25 protein-coding genes are annotated in these 23454 nt (G+C 64.2%); 10 read left to right on the top strand and 15 right to left on the bottom strand.

Annotated elements, in window-relative coordinates:
• The first annotated feature begins 43 nt into the window (after positions 1 to 43).
• The 5 genes from acs to aat all read left to right on the top strand — a co-directional run bounded on the left by acs (position 44) and on the right by aat (position 5868).
• Positions 44 to 1993 (top strand): acetate--CoA ligase, encoded by a 1950-nt coding sequence (gene acs, locus BMX99_RS12010; protein WP_093452004.1) that lies wholly within the window; start codon positions 44 to 46, stop codon positions 1991 to 1993.
• A 260-nt stretch (positions 1994 to 2253) separates the two neighbouring features.
• Complete coding sequence (locus BMX99_RS12015) at positions 2254 to 2847, top strand: PRC-barrel domain-containing protein (protein WP_093452006.1); 594 nt, start codon at positions 2254 to 2256, stop codon at positions 2845 to 2847.
• Between the two features lie 295 nt (positions 2848 to 3142).
• Positions 3143 to 3646 (top strand): acetyl-CoA carboxylase biotin carboxyl carrier protein, encoded by a 504-nt coding sequence (gene accB, locus BMX99_RS12020; RefSeq protein WP_093452008.1) that lies wholly within the window; start codon positions 3143 to 3145, stop codon positions 3644 to 3646.
• A 12-nt stretch (positions 3647 to 3658) separates the two neighbouring features.
• Positions 3659 to 5008 (top strand): acetyl-CoA carboxylase biotin carboxylase subunit, encoded by a 1350-nt coding sequence (accC, locus tag BMX99_RS12025; protein ID WP_093452011.1) that lies wholly within the window; start codon positions 3659 to 3661, stop codon positions 5006 to 5008.
• A 203-nt stretch (positions 5009 to 5211) separates the two neighbouring features.
• On the top strand, positions 5212 to 5868 hold the full coding sequence (gene aat, locus BMX99_RS12030; protein ID WP_093452014.1) for a leucyl/phenylalanyl-tRNA--protein transferase: 657 nt from the start codon (positions 5212 to 5214) through the stop codon (positions 5866 to 5868).
• Here aat and BMX99_RS12035 read toward each other — a convergent pair.
• The 15 genes from BMX99_RS12035 to BMX99_RS12105 form a co-directional block, all read right to left on the bottom strand.
• Positions 5832 to 6362 carry a DUF2155 domain-containing protein gene (locus BMX99_RS12035; protein ID WP_244525544.1) on the bottom strand — a complete coding sequence of 177 codons (531 nt, stop codon included), beginning with the start codon at positions 6360 to 6362 and terminating at the stop codon, positions 5832 to 5834. The genes aat and BMX99_RS12035 overlap by 37 nt on opposite strands.
• A complete protein-coding gene (gene mlaD, locus BMX99_RS12040; RefSeq protein ID WP_093452017.1) occupies positions 6359 to 6805 on the bottom strand; it encodes an outer membrane lipid asymmetry maintenance protein MlaD in 447 nt (148 codons plus the stop codon). Before mlaD ends, BMX99_RS12035 begins: the two co-directional genes overlap by 4 nt.
• A gap of 29 nt (positions 6806 to 6834) precedes the next feature.
• Positions 6835 to 7218, bottom strand: a complete 384-nt coding sequence (locus BMX99_RS12045; protein ID WP_093452020.1) for an NADH:ubiquinone oxidoreductase subunit NDUFA12 — start codon at positions 7216 to 7218, stop codon at positions 6835 to 6837.
• Positions 7219 to 7475: 257 nt separating this feature from the next.
• On the bottom strand, positions 7476 to 7832 hold the full coding sequence (locus BMX99_RS12050; RefSeq protein WP_093453279.1) for a RidA family protein: 357 nt from the start codon (positions 7830 to 7832) through the stop codon (positions 7476 to 7478).
• 63 nt (positions 7833 to 7895) lie between these two features.
• On the bottom strand, positions 7896 to 9164 hold the full coding sequence (gene clpX / locus BMX99_RS12055) for an ATP-dependent Clp protease ATP-binding subunit ClpX (RefSeq protein ID WP_093452023.1): 1269 nt from the start codon (positions 9162 to 9164) through the stop codon (positions 7896 to 7898).
• A 149-nt stretch (positions 9165 to 9313) separates the two neighbouring features.
• Positions 9314 to 9946, bottom strand: coding sequence for an ATP-dependent Clp protease proteolytic subunit (locus BMX99_RS12060; protein WP_093452025.1), 633 nt, complete (start codon positions 9944 to 9946; stop codon positions 9314 to 9316).
• Positions 9947 to 10355: 409 nt separating this feature from the next.
• Complete coding sequence (locus BMX99_RS12065; RefSeq protein ID WP_093452028.1) at positions 10356 to 11642, bottom strand: c-type cytochrome; 1287 nt, start codon at positions 11640 to 11642, stop codon at positions 10356 to 10358.
• Positions 11626 to 12912 carry a sulfite dehydrogenase gene (gene soxC / locus BMX99_RS12070; RefSeq protein WP_093452031.1) on the bottom strand — a complete coding sequence of 429 codons (1287 nt, stop codon included), beginning with the start codon at positions 12910 to 12912 and terminating at the stop codon, positions 11626 to 11628. Before soxC ends, BMX99_RS12065 begins: the two co-directional genes overlap by 17 nt.
• An 84-nt stretch (positions 12913 to 12996) precedes the next feature.
• Positions 12997 to 14694 carry a thiosulfohydrolase SoxB gene (soxB, locus tag BMX99_RS12075; protein ID WP_093452034.1) on the bottom strand — a complete coding sequence of 566 codons (1698 nt, stop codon included), beginning with the start codon at positions 14692 to 14694 and terminating at the stop codon, positions 12997 to 12999.
• 95 nt (positions 14695 to 14789) lie between these two features.
• Positions 14790 to 15620 carry a sulfur oxidation c-type cytochrome SoxA gene (gene soxA, locus BMX99_RS12080; protein WP_244525543.1) on the bottom strand — a complete coding sequence of 277 codons (831 nt, stop codon included), beginning with the start codon at positions 15618 to 15620 and terminating at the stop codon, positions 14790 to 14792.
• A gap of 154 nt (positions 15621 to 15774) precedes the next feature.
• Positions 15775 to 16104, bottom strand: a complete 330-nt coding sequence (soxZ, locus tag BMX99_RS12085; protein WP_093452039.1) for a thiosulfate oxidation carrier complex protein SoxZ — start codon at positions 16102 to 16104, stop codon at positions 15775 to 15777.
• A gap of 24 nt (positions 16105 to 16128) precedes the next feature.
• Positions 16129 to 16545: a thiosulfate oxidation carrier protein SoxY gene (gene soxY, locus BMX99_RS12090; protein WP_093452041.1), complete on the bottom strand. Its 417-nt coding sequence runs from the start codon at positions 16543 to 16545 to the stop codon at positions 16129 to 16131.
• Positions 16546 to 16570: 25 nt separating this feature from the next.
• A complete protein-coding gene (soxX, locus tag BMX99_RS12095; protein ID WP_093452044.1) occupies positions 16571 to 17080 on the bottom strand; it encodes a sulfur oxidation c-type cytochrome SoxX in 510 nt (169 codons plus the stop codon).
• Between the two features lie 177 nt (positions 17081 to 17257).
• Complete coding sequence (locus BMX99_RS12100) at positions 17258 to 17833, bottom strand: thioredoxin family protein (RefSeq protein WP_093452047.1); 576 nt, start codon at positions 17831 to 17833, stop codon at positions 17258 to 17260.
• A 10-nt stretch (positions 17834 to 17843) separates the two neighbouring features.
• Positions 17844 to 18581 carry a cytochrome c biogenesis CcdA family protein gene (locus tag BMX99_RS12105; protein ID WP_093452050.1) on the bottom strand — a complete coding sequence of 246 codons (738 nt, stop codon included), beginning with the start codon at positions 18579 to 18581 and terminating at the stop codon, positions 17844 to 17846.
• Positions 18582 to 18672: 91 nt separating this feature from the next.
• Between BMX99_RS12105 and BMX99_RS12110 the strand changes: the two genes are divergently transcribed.
• The 5 genes from BMX99_RS12110 (at position 18673) to BMX99_RS12130 (ending at position 23238) form a co-directional block, all read left to right on the top strand.
• Entirely contained in the window at positions 18673 to 19227 is a 555-nt protein-coding gene (locus BMX99_RS12110; RefSeq protein ID WP_322788141.1) for a thioredoxin domain-containing protein, read from the top strand.
• Positions 19228 to 19328: 101 nt separating this feature from the next.
• On the top strand, positions 19329 to 19667 hold the full coding sequence (locus tag BMX99_RS12115) for an ArsR/SmtB family transcription factor (RefSeq protein ID WP_093452053.1): 339 nt from the start codon (positions 19329 to 19331) through the stop codon (positions 19665 to 19667).
• 27 nt (positions 19668 to 19694) lie between these two features.
• Positions 19695 to 20756, top strand: coding sequence for a YeeE/YedE family protein (locus tag BMX99_RS12120; RefSeq protein WP_093452055.1), 1062 nt, complete (start codon positions 19695 to 19697; stop codon positions 20754 to 20756).
• A 58-nt stretch (positions 20757 to 20814) separates the two neighbouring features.
• A complete protein-coding gene (locus tag BMX99_RS12125; RefSeq protein ID WP_093452058.1) occupies positions 20815 to 21522 on the top strand; it encodes a DUF1045 domain-containing protein in 708 nt (235 codons plus the stop codon).
• A gap of 441 nt (positions 21523 to 21963) precedes the next feature.
• Entirely contained in the window at positions 21964 to 23238 is a 1275-nt protein-coding gene (locus tag BMX99_RS12130; RefSeq protein ID WP_093452061.1) for a TetR/AcrR family transcriptional regulator, read from the top strand.
• The last annotated feature ends 216 nt before the right edge of the window (positions 23239 to 23454 follow it).

Here is a 23454-nt window from a genome sequence, read left to right on the forward strand (position 1 = left end):
CCCGAAAGGCCAGATCGGAAGTTCCAGTACCGAAGGAGTGATCATGACCGATCAGACCTATCCGCCCTCTGCCGACATGGTGTCGAACGCCCATGTGGACGCCGCCAAATACGCCGAGATGTACAAGGCCTCGGTCTCTGACCCCGACACCTTCTGGGGCGACGAGGCCCGCAAGCGGCTGGACTGGACCAAGCCTTTCACCAAGGTGAAGAACACCGATTTCACCCTGGGCCAGGTCTCGATCAAGTGGTTCGAGGATGGCGAACTGAACGTCGCCGCCAACTGCATCGACCGGCATCTGGCGACCCGTGGCGACCAGACCGCGATCATCTTTGAACCCGATGATCCCAAGGACCCGGCGCAGCACATCACCTATGCCCAGCTGCATGACAACGTCTGCCGCATGGCCAATGTCTTCAAGGCTCAGGGCGTGTCAAAGGGCGACCGCGTCGTCATCTACCTGCCGATGATCCCCGAAGCCGCCTATGCCATGCTGGCCTGTGCCCGCATCGGTGCGATCCATTCGGTCGTCTTCGCCGGCTTCTCGCCGGATGCGCTGGCCAACCGGGTCAACGATTCCGAAGCCAAGGTCGTCATCACCGCCGACACCGCCCCCCGTGGCGGCCGCCGCACCGCGCTGAAATCCAACGCGGACGCCGCCCTGCTGCATTGCAAGGACAGCGTGAAATGCCTGGTGGTGAAGCACACCGGCGATCAGACCACCTGGACCGAGGGCCGCGACATCGACGTCAAGGCCGAGATGGCCGCCGCCTCTGCAGATTGCCCGGCCGAACCGATGAACGCCGAAGATCCGCTGTTCATCCTTTATACCTCGGGCTCCACCGGGAAGCCCAAGGGTGTGGTGCATTGTTCGGGCGGCTATCTGCTCTATGCCTCGATGACGCAGCAGCTGACCTTTGACTACCACGACGGCGACATCTTCTGGTGTTCGGCGGACGTGGGCTGGGTCACCGGCCACACCTATATCATCTATGGCCCGCTGGCGAACGGCGCGACCACGCTGATGTTCGAAGGCGTGCCGACCTACCCCGATGCCTCGCGCTTCTGGCAGGTCTGCGAAAAGCACAAGGTGAACCAGTTCTACACCGCGCCGACCGCGATCCGCGCGCTGATGGGCCAGGGCGACAGCTTTGTCGAAGGCATCGACCTGAGCGACCTGAAAGTGCTGGGCACCGTGGGCGAACCGATCAACCCCGAAGCCTGGAACTGGTACAACGACAAGATCGGCAAGGGCAAACTGCCGATCGTCGACACCTGGTGGCAGACCGAGACCGGCGGCCACATGATCACCCCCCTGCCCGGCGCGACACCGACCAAGCCCGGTTCGGCCACCACGCCCTTCTTCGGCGTGCAGCCCGTCGTGCTGGAACCGACCAGCGGCGAGGAAATCGCCGAGGTGAAGACCGAAGGCGTTCTGGCCATCAAGGACAGCTGGCCCGGCCAGATGCGCACCGTCTGGGGCGATCACGAACGGTTCGAGAAGACCTACTTCAGCGACTACAAGGGCTATTACTTTGCCGGTGACGGCTGCCGCCGCGACGAAGATGGCTATTACTGGATTACCGGCCGGGTCGATGACGTCATCAACGTCTCGGGCCACCGTATGGGCACGGCCGAGGTCGAATCCGCCCTTGTCGCCCATGCCAAGGTCGCCGAAGCCGCCGTGGTCGGCTATCCGCATGACGTGAAGGGCCAGGGCATCTATTGCTATGTCACCCTGATGAACGGTCAGGAGCCTTCGGACGATCTGAAGAAGGAACTGCGCACCTGGGTCCGCACTGAAATCGGCCCGATTGCCAGCCCTGACCTGATCCAATGGGCCCCCGGCCTGCCCAAGACGCGGTCCGGCAAGATCATGCGCCGCATCCTGCGCAAGATCGCCGAGAATGACTATGGCGCGCTGGGCGACACCTCGACCCTGGCGGATCCTTCGGTGGTCGACGACCTGATCGAGAACCGGATGAACCGCTAAGACCCGGCGAAACCGGGTCGGGACACCCCGATACCGGCATGAAATCGGTCGCAATCCGACCATTCTGACAGGCGCGTCCCCCCGGGGCGCGCCTGTTTTCCTGTGTGCCCGACAGCATCGGCAGGAATCCCCAACCCGATAAAACCAGCAAAGTCAGAGGGTTCAGCGACAAGCAGCGCAAATGCGCCACAGTCTCGAAAGTATATGGAACAGCACACCGCCCCGACCCGTTGTCTACCTGAAAACGAAAGGAGACAGACATGTCCAACGTTAAGAACTTTTTCATGACCAGCGCCGCCGTGCTGGCCCTTGCCGCCCCCGTCGCCGCCCAATCCATCGGTGCAGGCGCAGGTGTATCCGGTGACGCAGCCGGTTCGATCGGTGCTAACGGTGCCTCGGCCTCCATCGGTCTCGACTCGGATGTCAGCGCTTCGGCCGATGACACCGGCCTGAACGCCGAAACCGGACTGACCGGCACCGCAGACGCGGATGTCGCCACGGACACCGAGATGGCTGAAACCGACGCGACCGACATGCCTGCTGGCGCAGAAGCCGGCACCAAGGTCGGTGCCCTGATCGGGGCCGACGTGGCCAGCGCCACCGGCGACACCATCGGTGAGATCGACGACGTGGTGCAGATGAACGGTGAAACCATGGCCGTTGTCGGCGTCGGTGGCTTCCTGGGCCTTGGCGAACATGACGTCGCCCTGCCGCTGACCGAACTGGCACTGAACGGCGAGACCGTGACCGCCATGGGCTATACCCGCGACCAGCTGGAAGCCATGGCCGAATTCAACGCCGACACCGCGATTTCGCTTGAAGCGGATCAGGTGATCGAGCTGGGCCAATCCTAAGGCCCAATCCTAAGACCCAAGTGACCTCGCTCAGGCCCCTCCTCCCGGCCTGATGCGGATCGGGGGCTGCCCTTCGGGGCGGCCCCTTTTTCATGCGTAGATGCCCATATTCCCCTTTGTCGCCAGCATCCTGCGCCCCCCTGCGCCCATATGCCCGGTGTTCGCGCAAACGGGGATTTGCCAAGGGACGCTTTTCACCCCCGCCGACTTCCCCTATAAGCGCTTCAGTTTCCGCGCGGAAAACCCGTCATCCGGGCCGCGCGCTCATGGCTCACAACCGCAGGCGAGTAGCTGTATGACCAATAAAAACACCGAATCCGACGTCGCCTTCATCAAGGCTTTGGCGGAACTGCTGCGTGAAAACGATCTGACCGAAATCCAGGTCAAGCGCGACTATGGCGAAGACGACAGCCTGAATGTCCGCGTCTCCAAGAAGGTCGAAGTGGCCGCAGCCCCGACCTCCTACAGCGTTCCGGCCGCCGCGCCCGCGCCTGCCGCCGCGGCCCCTGCCGCCGCAGCCGCACCGGCCGCCCCCGCCGCCGCCGAAGAAGACCCCGCCCAGCACCCCGGTGCCGTGACCTCTCCCATGGTGGGCACCGTCTATCTGCAGCCCGAACCGACGGCCCCGGCCTTCGTGAAGGTGGGTGACCAGGTCTCTGAAGGGCAGACCCTGCTGATCGTCGAGGCGATGAAGACCATGAACCAGATCCCCGCGCCCAAGTCCGGCACGGTCAAACGGATCCTCGTCGAAGACAAGGCCGCCGTCGAATATGGCGCGCCGCTGATGATCATCGAATAAGGCCCGCGCCGGATGTTCGACAAAATCCTCATTGCCAACCGGGGCGAAATCGCCCTCCGCGTGATCCGCGCCGCCCGCGAGATGGGCGTGCAGACCGTCGCCGTGCATTCCACTGCCGACACCGATGCGATGCATGTGCGCATGGCGGATGAATCCGTCTGCGTCGGCCCGCCTCCGGGCTCCGACAGCTATCTGCACATTCCCTCGATCATTGCCGCCGCCGAAGTGACCGGTGCCCAGGCGATCCACCCGGGCTATGGCTTCCTGTCGGAAAACGCCGCCTTCGTGCAGATCGTCGAGGACCACGGCATCACCTTCATCGGCCCCACGGCGGAACATATCCGCGTCATGGGCGACAAGATCACCGCGAAGGACACGATGAAGGCGCTTGGCGTGCCCTGCGTGCCCGGATCGGACGGGGGCGTGCCGGACCTGGCAGCCGCCAAGAAGATCGGTGAGGAATTCGGCTATCCCGTCATCATCAAGGCCACCGCCGGTGGCGGCGGGCGCGGCATGAAGGTCGCCAAGTCCGAAAAGGACATGGCCAACGCCTTCCAGACCGCCCGCGCCGAGGCCAAGGCCGCCTTTGGCAATGACGAAGTCTACATCGAGAAATACCTGACCACCCCCCGCCACATCGAGATCCAGGTCTTCGGTGACGGCAAGGGGCGTGCGGTGCACCTGGGCGAACGGGACTGTTCGCTGCAGCGCCGCCACCAGAAGGTCTTTGAAGAGGCCCCCGGCCCCTGCATCACGGCGGAGGAACGCGCGCGCATCGGCAAGATCTGCGCCGACGCCGTGGCCAAGATCAACTATGCCGGCGCCGGCACGATCGAATTCCTCTACGAGAAGGGCGAATTCTACTTCATCGAGATGAACACCCGCCTGCAGGTGGAACATCCCGTCACCGAAGCGATCTTCGGGGTCGACCTGGTGCGCGAACAGATCCGCGTGGCCTCGGGCCTGCCGATGTCCTTCGAACAGGACGATCTGACGATCAACGGCCACTCGATCGAGGTCCGCCTGAACGCCGAGAAACTGCCCGAGTTCGCCCCGCGTCCCGGCAAGATCACCGCCTTCCATGCCCCCGGCGGCCTGGGCGTGCGGATGGATTCGGCGCTCTATGACGGCTATGTCATCCCGCCCTATTACGACAGCCTGATCGGCAAGCTGATCGTGCACGGCCGCGACCGGGACGAGGCGCTGGCCCGTCTCAACCGCGCCCTGGGGGAACTGATCATCGACGGCGTGGAAAACACAGTGCCGCTGTTCTCGGCCCTGCTGCAGGAACCGGCGATCCACAGCGGCGACTACAACATCCACTGGCTGGAACACTGGCTGGAACTGGGCAAGCTGGGCTGAACGGTCCCGCCCCTTGTTAGGTTCGAACGCCCTGGCCCCCGCGCCGGGGCGTTCTTCGTTTACGCCCCCGCGTCCGGGTAACGCGGCGCGGAGGCCTGAGAGGGCCGACAAGCTCCCCCCTCGCAATTCTGCCCCGGCTCTGGCAGACTACAGGCCACGGGTCAGGTCACTGATCCCAAGCGCGGTCCAACCACGGGCAGAGAATGAAAGACAGCGACCACGGTGAGCTGACGCCGGACCTCTTGTTGCACGCCTATACCTCGGGCATCTTTCCGATGTCCGAACACCGCGACGACCCCGAGATCTTCTGGGTCGAGCCGCGCCGCCGCGGGGTCTTTCCGCTGGACGGGTTCCACATCTCGCGCTCGCTTGCCCGGGCGCTGCGGCGCGATGACTACCGGATCGCGATCAACCGCGATTTTGCCGGCACGCTGGACGGCTGTGCCGCGCGCGAGGAAACCTGGATCTCCGCCCGGATCGCGGATCTGTACATGCAGCTGCACGACAGCGGCTTTGCCCATTCGTTCGAGGTCTGGTCCCCCGAAAACCGCCTGATCGGCGGCGTCTACGGCGTGGCGCTTGGCGGGGCCTTCTTCGGGGAAAGCATGTTCTCGCGCCGAAGGGATGCGTCCAAGATCGCCCTGGCCTGGCTGGTGGCGCATCTGAACCGCAGCGGGTTTCAGCTGTTCGACACCCAGTTCCTGACGCCGCATCTGGCCACCCTGGGCGCGCAGGAAATCAGCCGGGCCGCCTATCGCGCCCAGCTGGCCGAAGCCCTGACCCAGCCGGCCAGTTTCACTGCACAGCCCCTGCCCGTCTCAGGTCACGAGGTCGTGCAGCTCAATACCCAGATGTCATAGCGGAAATGGTCCAGCGGGTTCAGACCCGGGGACGAGGCGATCATCCAGCCCGAAAAGATCGGGTCGGCGGATTTCGCGGGTTCGGTAATCGTCATGAAGGCAAAGGCATCTCCGGCCTCGTTGCCCTCGGGATAGCGGCATTCCCACATGGTCACCGACAGCTTGCCGACCATCACGGCCGAGCCGGAGGGCACCGTCACATCCAGCGTGTCGCCGTTGATCTTGTCCAGCCCGCGCAGCGTCGCGCCCGTCCCGATGGATACCTCGTCCTGCGGGGCGGGTTCGGGGTTCAGCGGGGTCGTCGACGACTGATCCAGGGCCTGCGGGTCCAGCCCCTGCTGGCCCAGGTCCAGCGGCCCCAAGTCCAGCGGGGCCAGAAGCTCTTGCGCCGCGACAGGAGCCGCCAGCGGCCCCAGAAGACACGCACCGGCCAAGATCGACGCCAGCGCCAGCGACGCCACGCCCTTGCCCGTGAAAGACTTCAAACGGTTCATTGATCGCCCCCGGCGACGAATTTCATCAGAAGCGACACAAGGCTGACCGCGCCCTGGGTGTCCAGAACCTCGTCCCCTGCGGCATAGCTGAAGGGCGACCCGCCGGGCAGGATCTCGACATAGTTGCCGCCCAGCAGCCCTTCGGAAGAGATCACGACCGAGGAATCGTCCGGCACCTCGATCCCGTCGCGCACGGTAAAGGTCGTCACCGCGCGATAGGTGGTTTCATCCAGATCGATGCCGGTGACCGTGCCAATCTTCACCCCGGCCAGCCGCACATCCGTGCCAAGCGACACGCCATCCGCCGACCGGAACGAGGCGCTAAGCGGATAGCCCGCGCCGCCCGTGCCGACCCCGGCGATCTGCGCCGCATAGACGCCGAACCCGATGGCCAAGGCCAAAACGGCCCCGCCGACGATGACTTCGGTGGTGTTTTCGGACATGAAACTGCGCGCCCCTGAGACCTGGCCCCTTACTCGGGGCTCCAGGCCTCGTAATCCTGGCGGGCAACCGGGTCCGGGCGGCGCAGCGATCCTGCGGGCGCATAGGCCTCGGGTGTGCCGGTCAGGTTCGGCAGATGCGGCTTTTCCCAGGGCTTGTGAACCAGCGGGCGGTCGGTCGGAAGCTCGTCAAAGGTGTGGTGCAACCAGCCGTGCCAATCGGGACCGATGCGGCTTGCCTCGACCTCACCATTGTAGATGACCCAACGTTTCTTGCCGTCGTTGGCCGAGTAATAGGTGTTCCCATACTCGTCCTCGCCCACCTTGGTGCCCTTTCGGCGGGTGTAAAGCTTGGTGTTCAGCGTCGCGCCGTTCCACCAGGTCACCGCGCCAAGAAAGGTGTTGAGAATGCCCATGCCAAGCCTCCGGTTAGCTTGTTCCTGATATGGCCTATTCGGGGTTGAACGTCCAGCCCCGAGCAGCCCGCGCCCGGTCCCCCGCGGCATCCTGCCCTGCCAGTGGTTGCCGAAGTGTTCACGAAGGCCCTGCGGCGGTGGTTTTCCGTCCCCCTGCCCCCGAACATGACAACACCCGGCACGACGGGCGTGCCGGGTGTCTGGGTCTGGTCGATAGGCAGATCAGGCCAGGTGGCCCCGTTCGCGCCCGGGGCCGGTCACGCCAGCGCGGTGACCTCGATCTCGATCCGGTATTTCGGGTCGATCAGCCCGGTTTCGATCATCGTGGCGGCCGGCGGGTTGTCCCCGAAGGTTTCCGCCAGGATCGGCCAGCAGGGTTCGAACTCGGTCCGGTCGGGCAGGTAATAGGTCACCCGCACGACCTTATCCATGCCGCTTCCGGCCTTCTCAAGCGCGTCGCGGATCACCTCCAGCGCGGACCGGCACTGTGCGGTCACCTCGTCGCCCTGGCCGACGGTGCCGGCCACGTGGACGAAACCGCCTGCGACGACAGCCCGGCAATAGCCCAGCTTGGCTTCGAATTCCCCGCCCGAATGGATGCGTGTGATGGTCATGGTCTTCTCCATAAGAAAGGGCGGGAAAAATCCCCGCCCTGACAAAAATCCAACTGCGGCCGATCAGCCCGCCGTCGCGCCTTCTTTCTTGGCGTCGCCGTAGATCATCAGCGGCTTGGCGTCCGAGGTCACGGCCTCTTCGTTCACCACGACCTCTTCGACGTTGTCCATGCCCGGAAGGTCGAACATCGTGTCCAGCAGGATGTCTTCCAGGATCGAGCGCAGGCCCCGGGCACCGGTCTTGCGTTCGATGGCCCGCTTGGCGATCGACGACAGCGCGTCTTCGGTGAAGGTCAGTTTGGCGTCTTCCAGTTCGAACAGGCGCTGGTACTGCTTGACCAGGGCGTTCTTCGGTTCGGTCAGGATGGTGACCAGCGCGGGTTCGTCCAGGTCTTCCAGCGTTGCCAGAACCGGCAGACGGCCGACGAATTCCGGGATCAGACCGAATTTCAGCAGATCTTCGGGTTCGAGATCCTGGAAGATCTCACCCACGCCGCGTTCGTCATTGTCCCGCACTTCCGCGCCAAAGCCCATGGCCGAGCCCTTGCCGCGCTGTGCGATGATCCGGTCAAGGCCCGCAAAGGCACCGCCACAGATGAACAGGATGTTCGTGGTGTCCACCTGCAGGAATTCCTGCTGCGGGTGCTTCCGGCCGCCCTGCGGCGGAACCGAGGCCACGGTGCCTTCCATCAGCTTCAGCAGCGCCTGCTGCACGCCCTCGCCCGACACGTCGCGGGTGATCGAGGGGTTTTCCGACTTGCGGGTGATCTTGTCGACCTCGTCGATGTAGACGATGCCGCGCTGCGCCTTTTCGACGTTATATTCGGACGCCTGAAGCAGCTTGAGGATGATGTTTTCCACATCCTCGCCCACGTAACCGGCTTCGGTCAGGGTGGTGGCGTCGGCCATGGTGAAGGGCACATCCAGGATCCGCGCCAGCGTCTGCGCCAGCAGCGTCTTGCCGCAGCCCGTCGGGCCGATCAGCAGGATGTTCGACTTGGCCAGTTCGATGTCGCCGCCCGACTTGGCCGAGTGGTTCAGACGTTTGTAATGGTTGTGCACCGCGACCGAGAGCACACGCTTGGCCACCTTCTGGCCGATCACGTAATCGTCCAGCACGTCGCAGATTTCCTGCGGGGTCGGCACACCTTCGGAGGCCTTGAGGCCCGAGGATTTCGTTTCTTCCCGAATGATGTCCATGCAGAGTTCGACACATTCGTCGCAGATGAACACGGTCGGGCCGGCGATCAGCTTACGCACCTCATGCTGGCTTTTGCCGCAGAAGCTGCAATAGAGCGTGTTCTTGCTGTCGCTGCCAGAATTGTTCGCCATTTCACACCTTTCGCCCCGATGCGGGGCCTTGCCCGGTTATCCCGCCCCCTTAAGGGGCGGAAATAAGCTTTGGCAGATAGCCTAAGTCACCCCCAGACCATCCACAATGTCAAAAATACGTCACATCGGGATCGTGATGATCCGGTGACTTACGCCTCTTCGCCGTCAGCCTTGGGGCGGCTTGCAAAGATCTCGTCGATCAGGCCCCAGTCCTTGGCTTCCTCGGCGGTCATGAAGTTATCCCGCTCAAGCGCGTCGACAACCGTCTCGTAGTCCTGGCCGGTGTGCTTCACGTAGATCCGGTTCAGACGTTCTTTCAGACGCTCGGTGTGCTTGGCGTGGATCATGATGTCCGTCGCCTGGCCGCGATACCCGCCCGAGGGCTGGTGCACCATCACCTCGGCATTGGGCAGGGCATAGCGCATGCCCGCCTCACCACCCGCCAGCAGCAGCGAGCCCATGGACGCCGCCTGGCCGATGACCAGCGTGCCGACCTTCGGCTTGATGTACTGCATGGTATCATAGATCGACAGGCCCGAGGTCACCACGCCGCCGGGGCTGTTGATGTACATCGAGATGTTCTTGCTGGGGTTCTCGGCCTCGAGGTGCAGCAGCTGCGCCACGATCAGCGAGGACATGCCGTCATGCACCGGGCCGGAAACGAAGATGATCCGCTCCTTCAGCAGGCGCGAGAAGATATCATAGGCGCGTTCCCCGCGGCTGGTCTGTTCGACCACCATGGGCACCAGTGTATTCATGTAATGTTCGTAAACGTCGCTCATCCGGCCCGCCTCCTGCTACCTTTCGATCCTTATCGATCAGGATCTAACAGAGTCTTAGTGACGCCCGTGACCGGCTGCAAGGGCAAGGGGGGCAACTTGTAACCTCACGGTAAACCGAAGGCCTGGGTGACTTTGCGACAGGCAGGCGCGTGCGCCAGCCCCCCTTGCGCGCTGTGGTTGTGCCCGGGCCTTGCTGCGCCCGGCAGGGTTATCACCAAGGATACGACTCTGGGCCAGCCCCGGACGGTCGCGTCCCTGCCCGCCAGAAAGGAACCGGCCGCGCAAGCCCGACGGCTGTGCGCGACCGGTGGCAAGATCGGCCTCTAGGGTGGGATGGTTGCCCGATCAGGGACGCGAACGACCGGGCATCCCCCTTCCCTCAGCCGATCCTTTCGGGATCACCCAGAGGTCACTGGAAGGTCTTGAGATACTCGATCACCGCCAGCCGATCCTCTTCCTTGCGCAGCCCGGCGAAGGACATCTTGGTCTTCTTCAGGAAGTCCTTGGGCTTTTCTAGAAAGGCGTTCAGATCTTCTGCAGTCCAGCTGCGCCCCGCCTCGCCCAGGGCGGCCATGTCATTGGAATACTTGAAGCCTTCGACCTGGCCGATGGTCGCGCCGACCACGCCGTTCAGCATCGGGCCGGTGCGGTTCTTGGCCCCGTCGCCGACCTGGTGGCAGGACTTGCACTTCTTGAAGACGCCCTCGCCCTCGGCGGCCAGCGCCATGTCGATCGAGGCCCCTGCCTGAGCTTCGGGCGCAGCTTCCTCGGCTGCGGCCTGTTGCACGGGTTCGGCCTGCGGCGCGGCGGCCTGCTCCTCGACCGGGGGGCCGGTCTCCTCGCTGGTGGCGGTGTCTTCGCCTTCGTCCGGGGTCACGTCCAGCACGCTGGCGCGCATGGTGATCTCGACGCTGCCCTTGCAGTTTTCCATGCAGGGCTCGGCCCAGAAATGCGCCTCGGTCGTTTCGCGGTCGTCGACGATGAAGCCTTCGGCATTGGGCATCTCGACATCCATGAAGGTCTCGTTCGAGAGCACGAAATCGTCATCCACCAGATCGTTGGAATAGAGGATATAGGCCGTGATCGCATAGACATCGTCGTCGGACAGCGACTGGGCATTGCCGAAGGGCATCGATCGCCGGATGTAGTCGAAAGTCGTCGAGAGGTAGGGCCAGTAGGACCCCACGGTCTTCAGCGGGTCCTTGTCGGCCAGGGTGCCCTGCCCGCCCGCAAGTTTGGGCCAGTTGTCGCGACCTTCGGCAAAATCGCCGTGGCAGGATGCGCAATGTTCGGCAAAGACCTCGTCCCCGGTCCAGACGTCGCCCGATCCCACGGGCAGGTTGGACCCGTCGGGCATGATGTCATGGTTCCAGGCGGCGACTTCTTCCGGCAGGGCCGCACGGCCCAGGCCAAAGCGCCCGGCTTCGGTCGAGACTTCGGGCATGGTGGTGGGCACGGTGATGTGCGAAGCATCGCTCGCGGTTGTGCGGGCCTGATGTGCCTCGGCCAGGCGGACCGGGGCGTCGGCTTCATCCTGGGGGGCCGGTGCATCGGCCGCCGCCACGGGCGCGGATTTCTGGTGCGTCACCGCGACCTCAGGATAATCGACCGAGGCATTGGCCGCGGCATAGGCGGTGCCCAACACCACGACGGTGCCTGCCGCCGCGCCCAGGTAAAGCTTAAGAGACTTCGACATTTTCCGCCTCCCCATTGGGTTTCACATGCCAGGTCTGGATGCAGTTGTTGTGGTAGACCGAGTTTTCGCCGCGCACCTCGCGCAGCTGGTGCTTGGTCGGCTGGACATAGCCGGTTTCGTCCATGGCGCGGGATTGCAGCAGCATGTCCTCGCCGTCCCAGGTGGTATCCAGATAGAAGCGGGTCAGCGCCTTGTTCTGGCCTTCCTGCGCCAGCCGCGCGGTTTCCCAGGTCTTGCCGCCATCCTTCGAGACATCGACGCGGGTGATCGCGCCGCGCCCGGACCAGGCCAGGCCGGTGATCACCAGCGGCCCCTTGCCGTGCCGGATCGGCGACTGCGGGCTGGGAGAGGTCACGACGGATTTTGCATCCATGACCCAGGTCCACTTGCGCGAAGTGCCATCGGCCAGCGTGTCGGTGTATTTCGAGGTCTCCTCGCGGCTTTCCACCGCGGCCTCGGTCACCTCGATCCGGCGCAGCCATTTGACCCACATGTTGCCTTCCCAGCCGGGCACAACTAGGCGCACGGGATAGCCATGTTCCTTGCGCAGCGCCTCGCCATTGGCCTTGAAGGCGACCAGCACGTCATCCAGCGCCTTGTCCATCGGGATCGAGCGGCCGTTCGAGGACGCATCCGCCCCTTCGACATAGACCCATTTGTCCTTCAGGTCTCCGGCGGCCGCCAGCCCGGCCTCTTCCAGCAGGGTCCGCAGGGGGATGCCGGTGTATTCCATGTTGTGGATCATGCCATGGGTGAACTGCGCGCCGTTCAGCTGTGCGCCCGCCCATTCCATGCCGGTATTCGCCGCGCATTCGCAGAAATACACCCGGTTTTCGCGCGGGAAGCGTTCCAGATCAGCGTAGGAGAAGACCAGCGGCGTATCGACCAAGCCATTGATCATCAGCCGGTAATCTTCCTTCTTCAGCTCGATCGCGCCCGAATGGTGGCGTTCAAACGCACAGCCCTGCGGGGTGATCGTGCCGTCCAGCGCATGGATCGGCGTGAAGTTGATCGAGCTGATGGGATCCGCCGTCAGCCAGGGCACATTGCGGCGCACCACGTCGTCTTCATACTTGATCGGCAGACCATAGGGGGTGGCGTCAACGCCATCGCCCAGGCCCGTGGCCCAGTCCTGCTTTTCGGTGATCAGCGGATCGGGGCCTTGGGCGCGGGCGGCCCCTGCCCCCAGCACGGCGGCCCCGGCCCCGCTTGCGGCCCCCTTCAGCACGCCGCGGCGTGTCAGGGATTTCTTGACGAAGTCATGGCTCATCTGCCTGTCCTCCTGATCATCATCTTGCCTTGTCTGTTCCAAGTCTGCTCCAAGCCCGGCACCGGGATCCCCGCCGCGCGGCGATCAAAGGCCGGTCACCTTGACGGTGTTGGTCTCATCGACCGTGACGGTGCCCATCTTGCGGATGTGGTTTTCGACCACGTCCCAGATCGGCGGGCCTTCGGTGCCTTCGTTGACGCTGGCCCAGCCGGCTACAGTGTAAGTCTTGGAGGGGTCGATCGCCTCACCGCTGGACATCAGGGTCATGTCGGAAATCCGGCTGCCCTGCGGTTTCGAGATGTCGATCGCGTAAGCCATGCCGCCGATCCGCACCATGTCGCCGCCCTGCTGGTAATAGGGATCGGGGTTGAAGATGTTGTCGGCCACGTCTTCGAGAATGATCTTGATGAATTCCCCTGTCATTTCCGTGCGATAGGCATTTGGATAGGACATCGAGGTGACGTTCCAAAGGTCTTCTCGTGTGATGTCGTCGCCCGGCACCAGGGATGGGCCCCAACGGACGCCCGGAGACATGGCGATCTGCGCGTCACGTTCCGACAGAAGCGCGTCACAGATCAGGTCGTCCCAGGTGCCGTTGAAATTGCCCCGGCGATACAGCGTGCTTTCGGTCTGGCCGATGACCTCGCGCAGGGCAGCCTCGTAGGGCGCGCGCTGGTCATCGATCAGCTTGGCGATCTGCGCATCGGGCGTGATGACATCCGAGAAGATCGGGATCAGCTTGTGCCGCAGCCCCATCATCCGGCCGTCGCGCACGTCCAGATCGACGCGCGACACGAATTTGCCGTTCGACCCCGAGGCAATGATGAAGGTCTGGCCGACCTGAACCGGCTCGGGCAGCGCGTCATGGGTGTGGCCCGACAGGATCACGTCGATGCCCGTCACCTTGCCGGCCATGGCCTTGTCGACGTCAAAGCCGTTGTGCGACAGGCAGACGACCAGATCGGCCCCTTGGGCGCGGACCTCGTCCACCATTGCCTGCATGTGTTCGTCGCGGATCCCGAAGGAGTATTCGGGGAACATCCAGCCGGGGTTGGCGATCGGCATATACGGGAAGGCCTGACCGATCACGGCAATCTTGGCCCCGCCGCGTTCGAACCATTCGTAGGGTTTGAACAGTTCCGCAGGTTCATCCCATTCGGCGTCAAAGATGTTCTGACCAAGCGCCGCATAGGGCAGGCTTTCCACCAGTTCGTTCACGCGCGCGGACCCAAGGGTGAATTCCCAGTGGAAGGTCATCGCATCGGGCTTCAGCGCGTTCATCACGTTGACCATGTCCTGGCCTTCGGTGTGATGGCAGGTGTAGGACCCGTGCCAGGTGTCCCCACCATCCAGCAGCAGCGCGTCGGGCCGATCCGCACGGATCGCGTTGATCACCGTGGCCACCCGGTCCAGCCCGCCGACGCGGCCGTACCCCTTGGCCAGCGACGCAAAATCCCCCGAGGACAGCGCGTAATGCGACGGCGATCCATCTTTGATCCCGTACCGCGCTCGGAATTCGGCCCCGGTGATATGCGGTACTTCGCCCTTATTGCCCCCCACCCCGAGGTTGATCGAGGGTTCGCGGAAATAGATCGGCTTCAGCTGGGCGTGGATATCGGTGACATGGATCAGCGAGACATTGCCAAAGGTATCAAACTCCAGCAGCTGATCCTGGGTCAGCGCCTGCTGCGCGGCAAGCCGCGCCCAATTGCCAAAGCCCGAGGCCCCGACCAGCGCGGCACTTGCCATGGAAACCTGGAGAAAATCGCGACGGGAGATCATGGGCTGATGCTTTCTTCTATCACGACACATTCGCATGTGTGCATTTATTTGAAACGGGAAACCCCGTGCGGTGACGGACCGCACGGGGATCTGGCTTAGTTGCGGACCGAAGGACCTTCGACCGACAGACCGTTGCCACGGGAGGCGACGTAAAGTTCCAGCGCGATGAATTCATCGCTGCCCGGCTTGAAGGGTTCTGCCCGCGTGTCGCGGATGCAGCCTTCGAAACGGGCCTGGACGCTGTTCAGCTTGGCATTCTTCAGACGATAGGTCGGGAAACCGTTGATCTGACCCTGGCTCAGGTGATCGGCGCGGATGTAATTGCCATAGTTTTCCTCATGGCAATTGGCGCAGCTCAGCTCAAGCTGACCATAGCGGGTATAGTAGATCTCCTTGCCCTTTTCCCAGGTCTCGGCGGCGGGGCCGTCGATGGCTACGTTCACCGGCATGCCGCGCGACTGGACCGAAATCAGGGCCTCCATCGCGGCCATGTCCCCGCCGGTGATCTTCCAGGGCTCGGCCCCCATCTGGTTTTCGCGGCAGTCGTTGATCTGCATCCAGAGCGTCCGGACCTCGCCCGCGTCGGCGTTCCACTTGGGATAGCTTGCACGCACGCCAGCCATGCTTTCCGGGCCATCGTGGCACGAAGCACAGCTTTTCCCTTCGGACCCGTCCGCGGCGGCCCAGGCTTCCATCGCCTGATCGACGAAGATCATGCCCGGATTGTCGAAATCGTCCGCCTGCATGACCTGGGTGTCGTCATTGCGGAAGACCCAGCCGGAATAGATCTCGTCCAGCGTGTCGGACAGATGATCCGGCGCCGCGGTCCGTACGACCATTTCGGTTTCCCCGTTCAGGACCAGATCGGCCTCTTCATCCGCGAAAAGCGGGGTGGCGGCGATGGCCAGTGCGCCGGCAATGGTCATGGCCAAGCGTGACGTCGTAGCCCGTGATGTTGCGAATGCTCGCATGTTGTCTCCTCCCTAGCTGATCCCGGACCCGGTGTGCGCCACCGGGTCTCGGCCTGGCTTGGGTCGGACCTGCGCGGCCGACCCCAAGATACCTTCGGTGCCGCGCCGCTCAGGCGATGCTGACCGCCTTGGTATCTTCGTAGACGGACCCGTCATCGTCGTACCAGGTGAACTTGAACTCACCGGCCTCGGGCACGGTGGCTTCGAATTCGAAGTACGGGTTGGTGGAAATCGCGGCTTCCATGGTCACGTCGATCACGTTCTGCCCATTGAAGTCACAGGTGAAGCGATTGATGATCGAGCGCGGGATCTTGTTGCCGCTGCTGTCCTTGCGCTGGCCCGATTCCATCGGGTGCGAGATCAGGGTCTTGATCGTCACCACCTCGCCCGCAGAGGCGGATTTCGGCGCTTTGACGCGGGGTTTGACACCTTCAGCCATTTGGTTCTCTCCTCTTGTTCCGGGTCAGCCGCCGCAGCCGCCGATGGTGACCTTCACGGTCTTGGACGCCCGCGCAAAGCTGCCGTCGGCCATCTTGGCGATGGCGACCACATCCTGCGTTCCGGCCAGACGGATCCGGGTCGAGGCGCTGTGCGATCCGGCCAGCGGGCCGAACTTGAATTCCGCCACACCGGGGGTCGGGTTGCCGGCCGCCAGCACCAGGATCGCGGCCGCGCCTTCGGCAGAGACGGCGATCGGCACGGTGTTGCCGTTCTCGGCGATTTCGGGCGCGGTCAGATCGACCCCGCCGTCGGCCACGTCGGCCCCGCCGGTGAAGGCGGCGATGGCGTCCTCAGTCGCCGCGCTCAGGCGGAACGGCAGGATGGTCAGCGCCGCCGCACCAAGGCCAAGTGCCAGGGTATCGCGTCGTGTGATGCTCATGTCTTTCTCCTCAACAGGTCCCGGGTCACTGGTCTTTCAGCGTCATCAGGAATGCGATGGTGTCTTCGATCTGCTGCGCGCTCAGCAGCGGCGGCAGGGGTTCCTGCGCGGGCTTCTTGGTGAAACCCTCGCCCGGGCGGATGAACCCGGTGGTCTTGTAGTAGGCGGGCATCACCGTGCCTTCGAAGGTCTTCTTCGAGTTCACGAGGATGCCGCGCAGCTCGGCCTCGCTGCGGGCTTCGCCGGTCCAGCTGAGTTCCGGCCCGACCTCGCCGTGGAACGGCGTGTCGGACAGTTGCGCAACCGCGTGGCAGGCGACACAATTGCCGATTTTCTTGCTGGCCATGACCTCGGCCCCTTTTGCCGGATCGCCCGGCACGCCGGTCAGCGACTTGGCCACTGCGCCGTATTCGTCAAAGACGACATCGGCCGGCGCGACCTCTTCGGCCCAGGCAGGGCCGGTCAGGACGGGGCTGGTCAGGATGGGGCTGGCGGTCAGCGCCAGCACCGCCAGGGTGCGTGTAAAATGCCTCATGTCTCCTCCCTATGCGTGTCGCCGTCCGGTGCGGATCAGGGCGATTGGCCTGCATACGTTAGTAGACCGTCCGGCGTTACGCAATCATAAATTCATCTTCTTGCATTTTTGAATAACTTCGCTGCGACGCCGCATTGCGCAACTTTCTCGCCGCACCTGCAAAGTGGTCCGCGCAACCTATTGGGGTAATTGATCCTGCAGCATCCGGGCGTGGTACTTCTGAAACGGCTCATCGCCGTCATAGCCGTGCTCCAGCACCCAGTTCAGCAGGTTGAAGGTGGTGTATTTGCCAAAAGCCCCCGGCATCACCGCCACGGCGGCGCGATTGGCGGGCAGGCCTTCGGGCGCATCTTCGGGCAGGAACATCATCGTCGGGGTGAACAGCATCCCCCATTTGGCCACGGCCTCCTTCTCGGACAGCTCCTCTCCGTCCAGGTCGGTGACGGCGACATCGCCGAACATGTTCATCTGCACGACAAAGAACTTCTCGTTCAGCAGGTCGGCGATCTCGGGCTGAGGAAAGACCTCTTCGTGCATCTTGGTGCAATAGATGCAGCCGCGCTGTTCGACGATGACCAGCAGGCGCTTGCCCTGGGTGCCGGCCTCCTCCAGGTCCTCGCGCAGGTCCTTGAAGGTCTCGTGCATCCAAGGGGCCTTGTGCAGCCCGTCATCCCCCAGCTCGGCCGCAAGGGCACCTCCCCCGGTCAGGGCAAGGGTGGCCCCCATCACGGCAGCAGTCAGAAAACGTCTCATGGTCGTGTCCTCATCCAAGGTTGGCAAAGCCGGGGAACAGTTTGATCAGCGCATCGGCGATGCGGTTGACGGAATTGGTGGCGATCAGCACGGCAAAGAGGATCAGCATCGCGCCCATCACCTTTTCCACGTGGCCCAGGTAGCGGCGGTTGCGCTGCATCCAGCCCAGGAAGGGCCGCGCGAACAGCGCCGCGATGACGAAGGGCGCGGTCATGCCAATCCCGTAGACCAGCAGCAGAAGACCGCCGCGCCACAGGTCGCCCATGCCGCTGGCCACCATCAGGATCGCCGCAAGCGCCGGCCCGACGCAGGGCGTCCAGCCGAACCCGAAGGCCAGCCCCATGACATAGGCCCCAAGCGCATTTGTCGGCTCGGCCTTGGCCTCGATCCGGGCCTCTCGGTAGAGGATCGGGATCCGCACGACCCCCAGGAAGTGCAGCCCGAACAGCGCCAGCACGGCCGCCGCGACATAGGACAGCGGCCCGCGCCACTGTGCAAAGGCCTGACCAAGCGCCGTGGCCCCCAGCCCCAGAAGAACGAAGATCGTCGTCACCCCAAACGCGAAGAACACGGACGAGGCCACCAGCCGCCGCTGCACCCCCGGCGCGATCTGGTCGCCGCCGCGCAGTTCGGCCATGGACAGCCCCGCCATGTAGCACAGGTAGAAGGGCACCATGGGCAGGATGCAGGGGGTGAAAAAGCTGAGAAGTCCGGCGGCCAGGGCCCCGAAATAGGTCGTTTCAAGCATGGCTCTCCTCCCGCTTGGCACCCTGTGACTTGATTAATTCACATATTCATATTATGTGTTGTCAAGATATGACGTCAATTGCAAGGCCCAGATGATCCGCGCAACCCTGCCCCTGTATTTGGCCACCTATGTGGCCAAGGTTCCGCTGCGTGCCGCCCGCCGTGCGGCGGCGCGGGCTGGTGCTGTGACCGGGGTAAAGGCCGGGCTGATGGCGGGGCTGATGGCCCTGCCCGCCTGGGCTGCGGAACTGGTGATGGTCGAACAACCCGGCTGCGCCTATTGCGCCGCCTGGGACCGGGACATCGCGCCGATCTACCCCAAGACGGCCATCGGGGCTTTTGCCCCCCTGCGCCGTGCCGACCTGCACGACGGCCCGCCCGCGGGCACGACCTATGCCTACCCGGCGCGCTTCACCCCGACCTTCATCCTGCTGGATGACGCCGGGGCCGAAATCGGCCGGATCGAGGGCTACCCGGGAGAGGACTTCTTCTGGCCTCTGCTGGAACGTCTGGCCGCCGAAAAGGCCGGCTTCGACCCCGGCCTGGTCCCCTCAACCGGCCCCTCAACCGGCCCCGAAGCCACACCCGCAGGGCATGACAGCCCCGCCGAAACCACCGCACTTGCCCCAAGGCCAAGCGAAGACTAAAGAATAAAGGCAACTCAAGATGTTGTATTCCACACATCCCAGGCAGCGCAGAATCCCGGCCCGTCCCGCGCCCGGCCCCCAGTGATAGAGACCGCAGACCCATGGCCCTTCCAAAGCTCAGCCCTGATATCACCGAGACCGAAATGGACCGCATTTCGCAGAACGCGACCGATGCGGCGAACTTCCTCAAGGCGCTTTCCCACGAAGGTCGGCTGATGATCCTGTGCCATCTGGTCACCGGCGAAAAATCCGTGACCGAGCTGGAAGAACTGTTGTCCGCCCGCCAGGCGGCCGTGTCACAGCAGCTGTCCCGCCTGCGCCTGGAAGGTCTGGTCGTTCCCCGTCGCGAGGGCAAGGCGATCTACTACAGCCTTGCGGATGACCGCCCAAGGCGTACTCTGGAACTCGTATACGAGATGTTCTGCGGCACGGAGGAGTAACCGCAGGGCCTCTCTCGGGAGGACGCGATGCTGGATTTCCTGGGCGATGATTGGACCATGGCCCTGGTCGGGCTTGTGGGCGGGCTGATGCTTGGCCTGGCGGCGCGACTGGGACGGTTCTGCACCCTTGGCGCAATCGAAGACCTGCTTTACGGCGGATCCGCGCGGCGCATGCGCATGTGGATCCTTGCGATCGGCCTGTCGGTCCTTGGGGCCTTTGCCCTGATGCAGGCGGGGCTGTTCGAAACCCGGGCCTCCTATTACCTGTCGATCCGCTGGATGCCAGTCGCCTCGGTCCTGGGTGGGCTGATGTTCGGCTATGGCATGGCATTGGCGGGCAACTGCGGCTACGGCTGCATCGCACGGCTGGGCGGCGGCGACATGCGCGCCTTTGTCATCGTGCTGGTTCTGGGCGTCTCGGCCTGGTTCACCCTGGCCGGGCCGCTGGCCTGGATGCGCAACGCCACCTTCCTGCAACAGGAGGTCCCCACGACCGACCTTCCCCCCGGCATCGCCCATTGGCTGGGAGAGATCACGGGCCTGTCGGTGCCGCTGATCGGCATGGTGATCGGCGCGCTGATCGTGCTGGGCGCACTGTCCTCGCGCACCTTCGCCACGGACCTGCGGGCACTGTTCTGGTCGGGCGTCGTGGCGCTGGCGATCCTGACCGGCTGGGCCGGCAGCTACTGGATCTCGACCACCGGGTTCGAGAACCTGCAGACCGTATCGCACAGCTTCTCGGCCCCCGTGGGCGAAACGCTTCTTTACGTCATGATGGGATCGGCCCGCGCGCCGTCCTTTGCCGTGGGATCGGTGACGGGCGTCGCCCTGGGGGCCTTTGCCGGATCGCTGCTGAAGGGCCACTTCAGATGGGAGGCCTGCGAGGACCCGCGCGAATTGCGCCGCCAGATCATCGGTGCGGCGATCATGGGCGTGGGCGCGGTGCTGGCGCTTGGGTGCACCGTTGGCCAGGGGCTTTCGGCCTTTTCGGTCCTGGCCTTCTCGGCCCCCGTCACCTTTGCCGCGATCTTTGCCGGGGCCGCCCTGGGTCTGCGCCAACTGATAGAAGGCTTCGGCCGCGTTGCCTGAGGGCCGCAGCCCGGTTAACCGTCATGAAACTGACATCTGTTACCGCCACAGACAGGCCATGACTTATTCCCGCTACGCGATCTACTACACCCCCGCGCCCGGCCCGCTGTCCGACTTCGCCGCAGCCTGGCTGGGCTGGGACATCGAAACCGGCACGCCGCGCGCGCACCCCGATCTGCCCGGACTGCCCTTGGCGATCGACAAGATCACCCAGACGCCGCGCAAATACGGCTTTCACGCAACGATCAAGCCGCCCTTCCGCCTGGCCCCCGGCCGCACCGGGGACGAGCTGCTGCGCGACGCCCGCGCATTGGTCGCCTCCCAGGGGCGCGTTACCCTGGATGGGCTGTCGCTGTCGCAGCTGGGCCGCTTCCTGGCCCTGACCGTGACCGGAGAGACCGAGGCGCTGAACACCCTGGCCGCCACCATGGTCCGCGATCTGGACCACTTCCGCGCCCCGGCGACGCAGGACGAACTGACCCGCCGCCGCGCCGCACGGCTCAGCCCGCGACAGGACGCGCTGCTGCTGGACTGGGGCTATCCCTACGTGTTCGAGGAGTTCCGGTTCCACATGACCCTGTCGGGCAAACTGTCCGAGGACGTGATGCCCGCAGTGCGCGACCGGCTGCGAATCGCGCTGGACCCGCTGTTGCAGGGGCCAGTGACCATCGGCACGCTCAGCCTGGTCGGAGAGCGCCCGGACAAATTGTTCGAGATCATCGAACACCTGCCCCTTTCGCCCGCAAAACAGGGCGTTGGCGGGTAGACCAGATCACTTTTTGGACCTTTAGGTCAAAATTATGGCGAAATTTCGTTACGAATAGGTTAAACTGACTCCCCATAAGCATAGGAAACTCTTTTCAGCACCAAATCGGCGGTGGCCCCAAGGCCACCGCTTTTCCTTTGTCCGGGTTACCCTGTCACGCCGTTCTCGGCCCCTCTCGGGTTCGCTACTGCGCAGGCTGCCCCATCCCGACCCCGGTGCCCGCCAATCACAGTCGCCCCCCGGGAACGGGTACGGCCATTCTCTTAGCCCGTCCGCCCCCCCCCACCGCCCGCACATCGGCCGCCCGCACAGTACCACCTCGGCCCATCCCCTGCCTGACTTTGGGGCAGATCGACGGCCCGGTTCCCGCAGGTGACGCCCCTTCGCGGCAGACACATTGCCGCGCGTGACAGCATCCGCAGGGCTTGCTATGCGATTTTCATGGATCAGCCGACGACGCCCGCAGACGACCCCGCCGAACAGACGCCCGCCCCCCCGGCCGGAGCGAACGAGACCTCTGACCGGTTTCGCGCCAAACGGGACCGTATCCTGGATGCCGCCGCGCAGATCATCAACGACCGCGGGCTGCGCGGGCTGACCTTCGTTTCGGTCGCGGACCTGGTCGAGATGAACACCACCTCGATCACCTACTACTTCAAGCGCAAGGAATTGCTGGCCGCCGCAACGCTGGAACGCACCATCAGCCATATCGGCGCGATGACCGCGATCGCCGCGCAGGAAACTGACGTGGACGCCCGGATCTCGCGGCTGCTCTGGCTGGTGCTGGAACAATACGGCGAGGAACAGAAAGGCACGCGCCGGCCGCTGGCGCGGCTGTCGGACATGCGGTCGCTGGAAGACCCACTGAAGACCCAGCTGTTCGATCACTACATGCAGGTCTTCCGCCAGCTTGTCGCGCTGTTCGACGGCGGCGACACCCCCGAGGGCCGGGCTCTGAATTGGGCCCGAACCCATATCCTGCTTGAGACGCTGCACTGGTGCCGGGTCTGGATCGGCAAATACTCGACCTCGGACCATCCGCGCGTGCACGCCCGCATGATGGAACTGTACCGCAACGGCTATGCGCCCGAGGGAGCCAGCTGGAGCCCCGCCCCGCTGACCGTGCCCGGCAGCGACAGCGACGAGGGCGAGATCAACCACGAAACCTACCTGCGTGCCGCCACGATCACCATGAACGAACGCGGCTATCGCGGGGCTTCGGTCACCCGGATCGCGGCGCATCTGAACCTGTCGAAGGGGTCGTTCTATCACCACCTGGCCGGCAAGGACGATCTGGTCACCGACTGCTTCGACCGCTCATACACGCGGATCAGCCTGACTCAGCGGGCCGCGATGGACATGCGGGGCAGCTGGTTCGACCGCCTGTCCTCGGTCACCGCCGCGCTGACGGATGTGCAGTTTGCCGCCGCCTTCCCCCTGTTGCGGATCACGGCTCTGATGGCCCTGCCCGGCGATCTGCGCGGACCGATCCTGCAACGGTCCGACCGGATCACGCAGCGCTTTGCCGGGATGATGATCGACGGGATCAGCGAAGGCTCGATCCGGGCGATCGACCCGCTGATCGCGTCGCATTGCCTGATCGCCGGGCTGAACGCCGCCTATGATTTCCGCCACTGGGCCGACAGGCGCACCGACCGCGCCACGGCTGTCCGACTGTACAACAGCGTGCTGGCCTTCGGCATGATCGACGGCTGAGGCAGGCGCAGCCTGCATGGTCCAGGCGGTTCGACCGCTATGATGGCGGGATCCCGGTGCGACGATGCCGCCCGGACCCGACGCAAGTTGGCATACCCGTCCGTGAAAGGCCTTTTCTTCGGTGCCGCCCCCGCAGCCCGGGACCTCGTGAAATATAATTTCGCAGGGTGGTTTTTGCCCTTCCCCCGCCCCGACCCACGACCTAATCTGCGCGGC

The sequence above is a fragment of the Pseudooceanicola nitratireducens genome (assembly GCF_900109195.1).
Classification (GTDB): domain Bacteria; phylum Pseudomonadota; class Alphaproteobacteria; order Rhodobacterales; family Rhodobacteraceae; genus Pseudooceanicola; species Pseudooceanicola nitratireducens.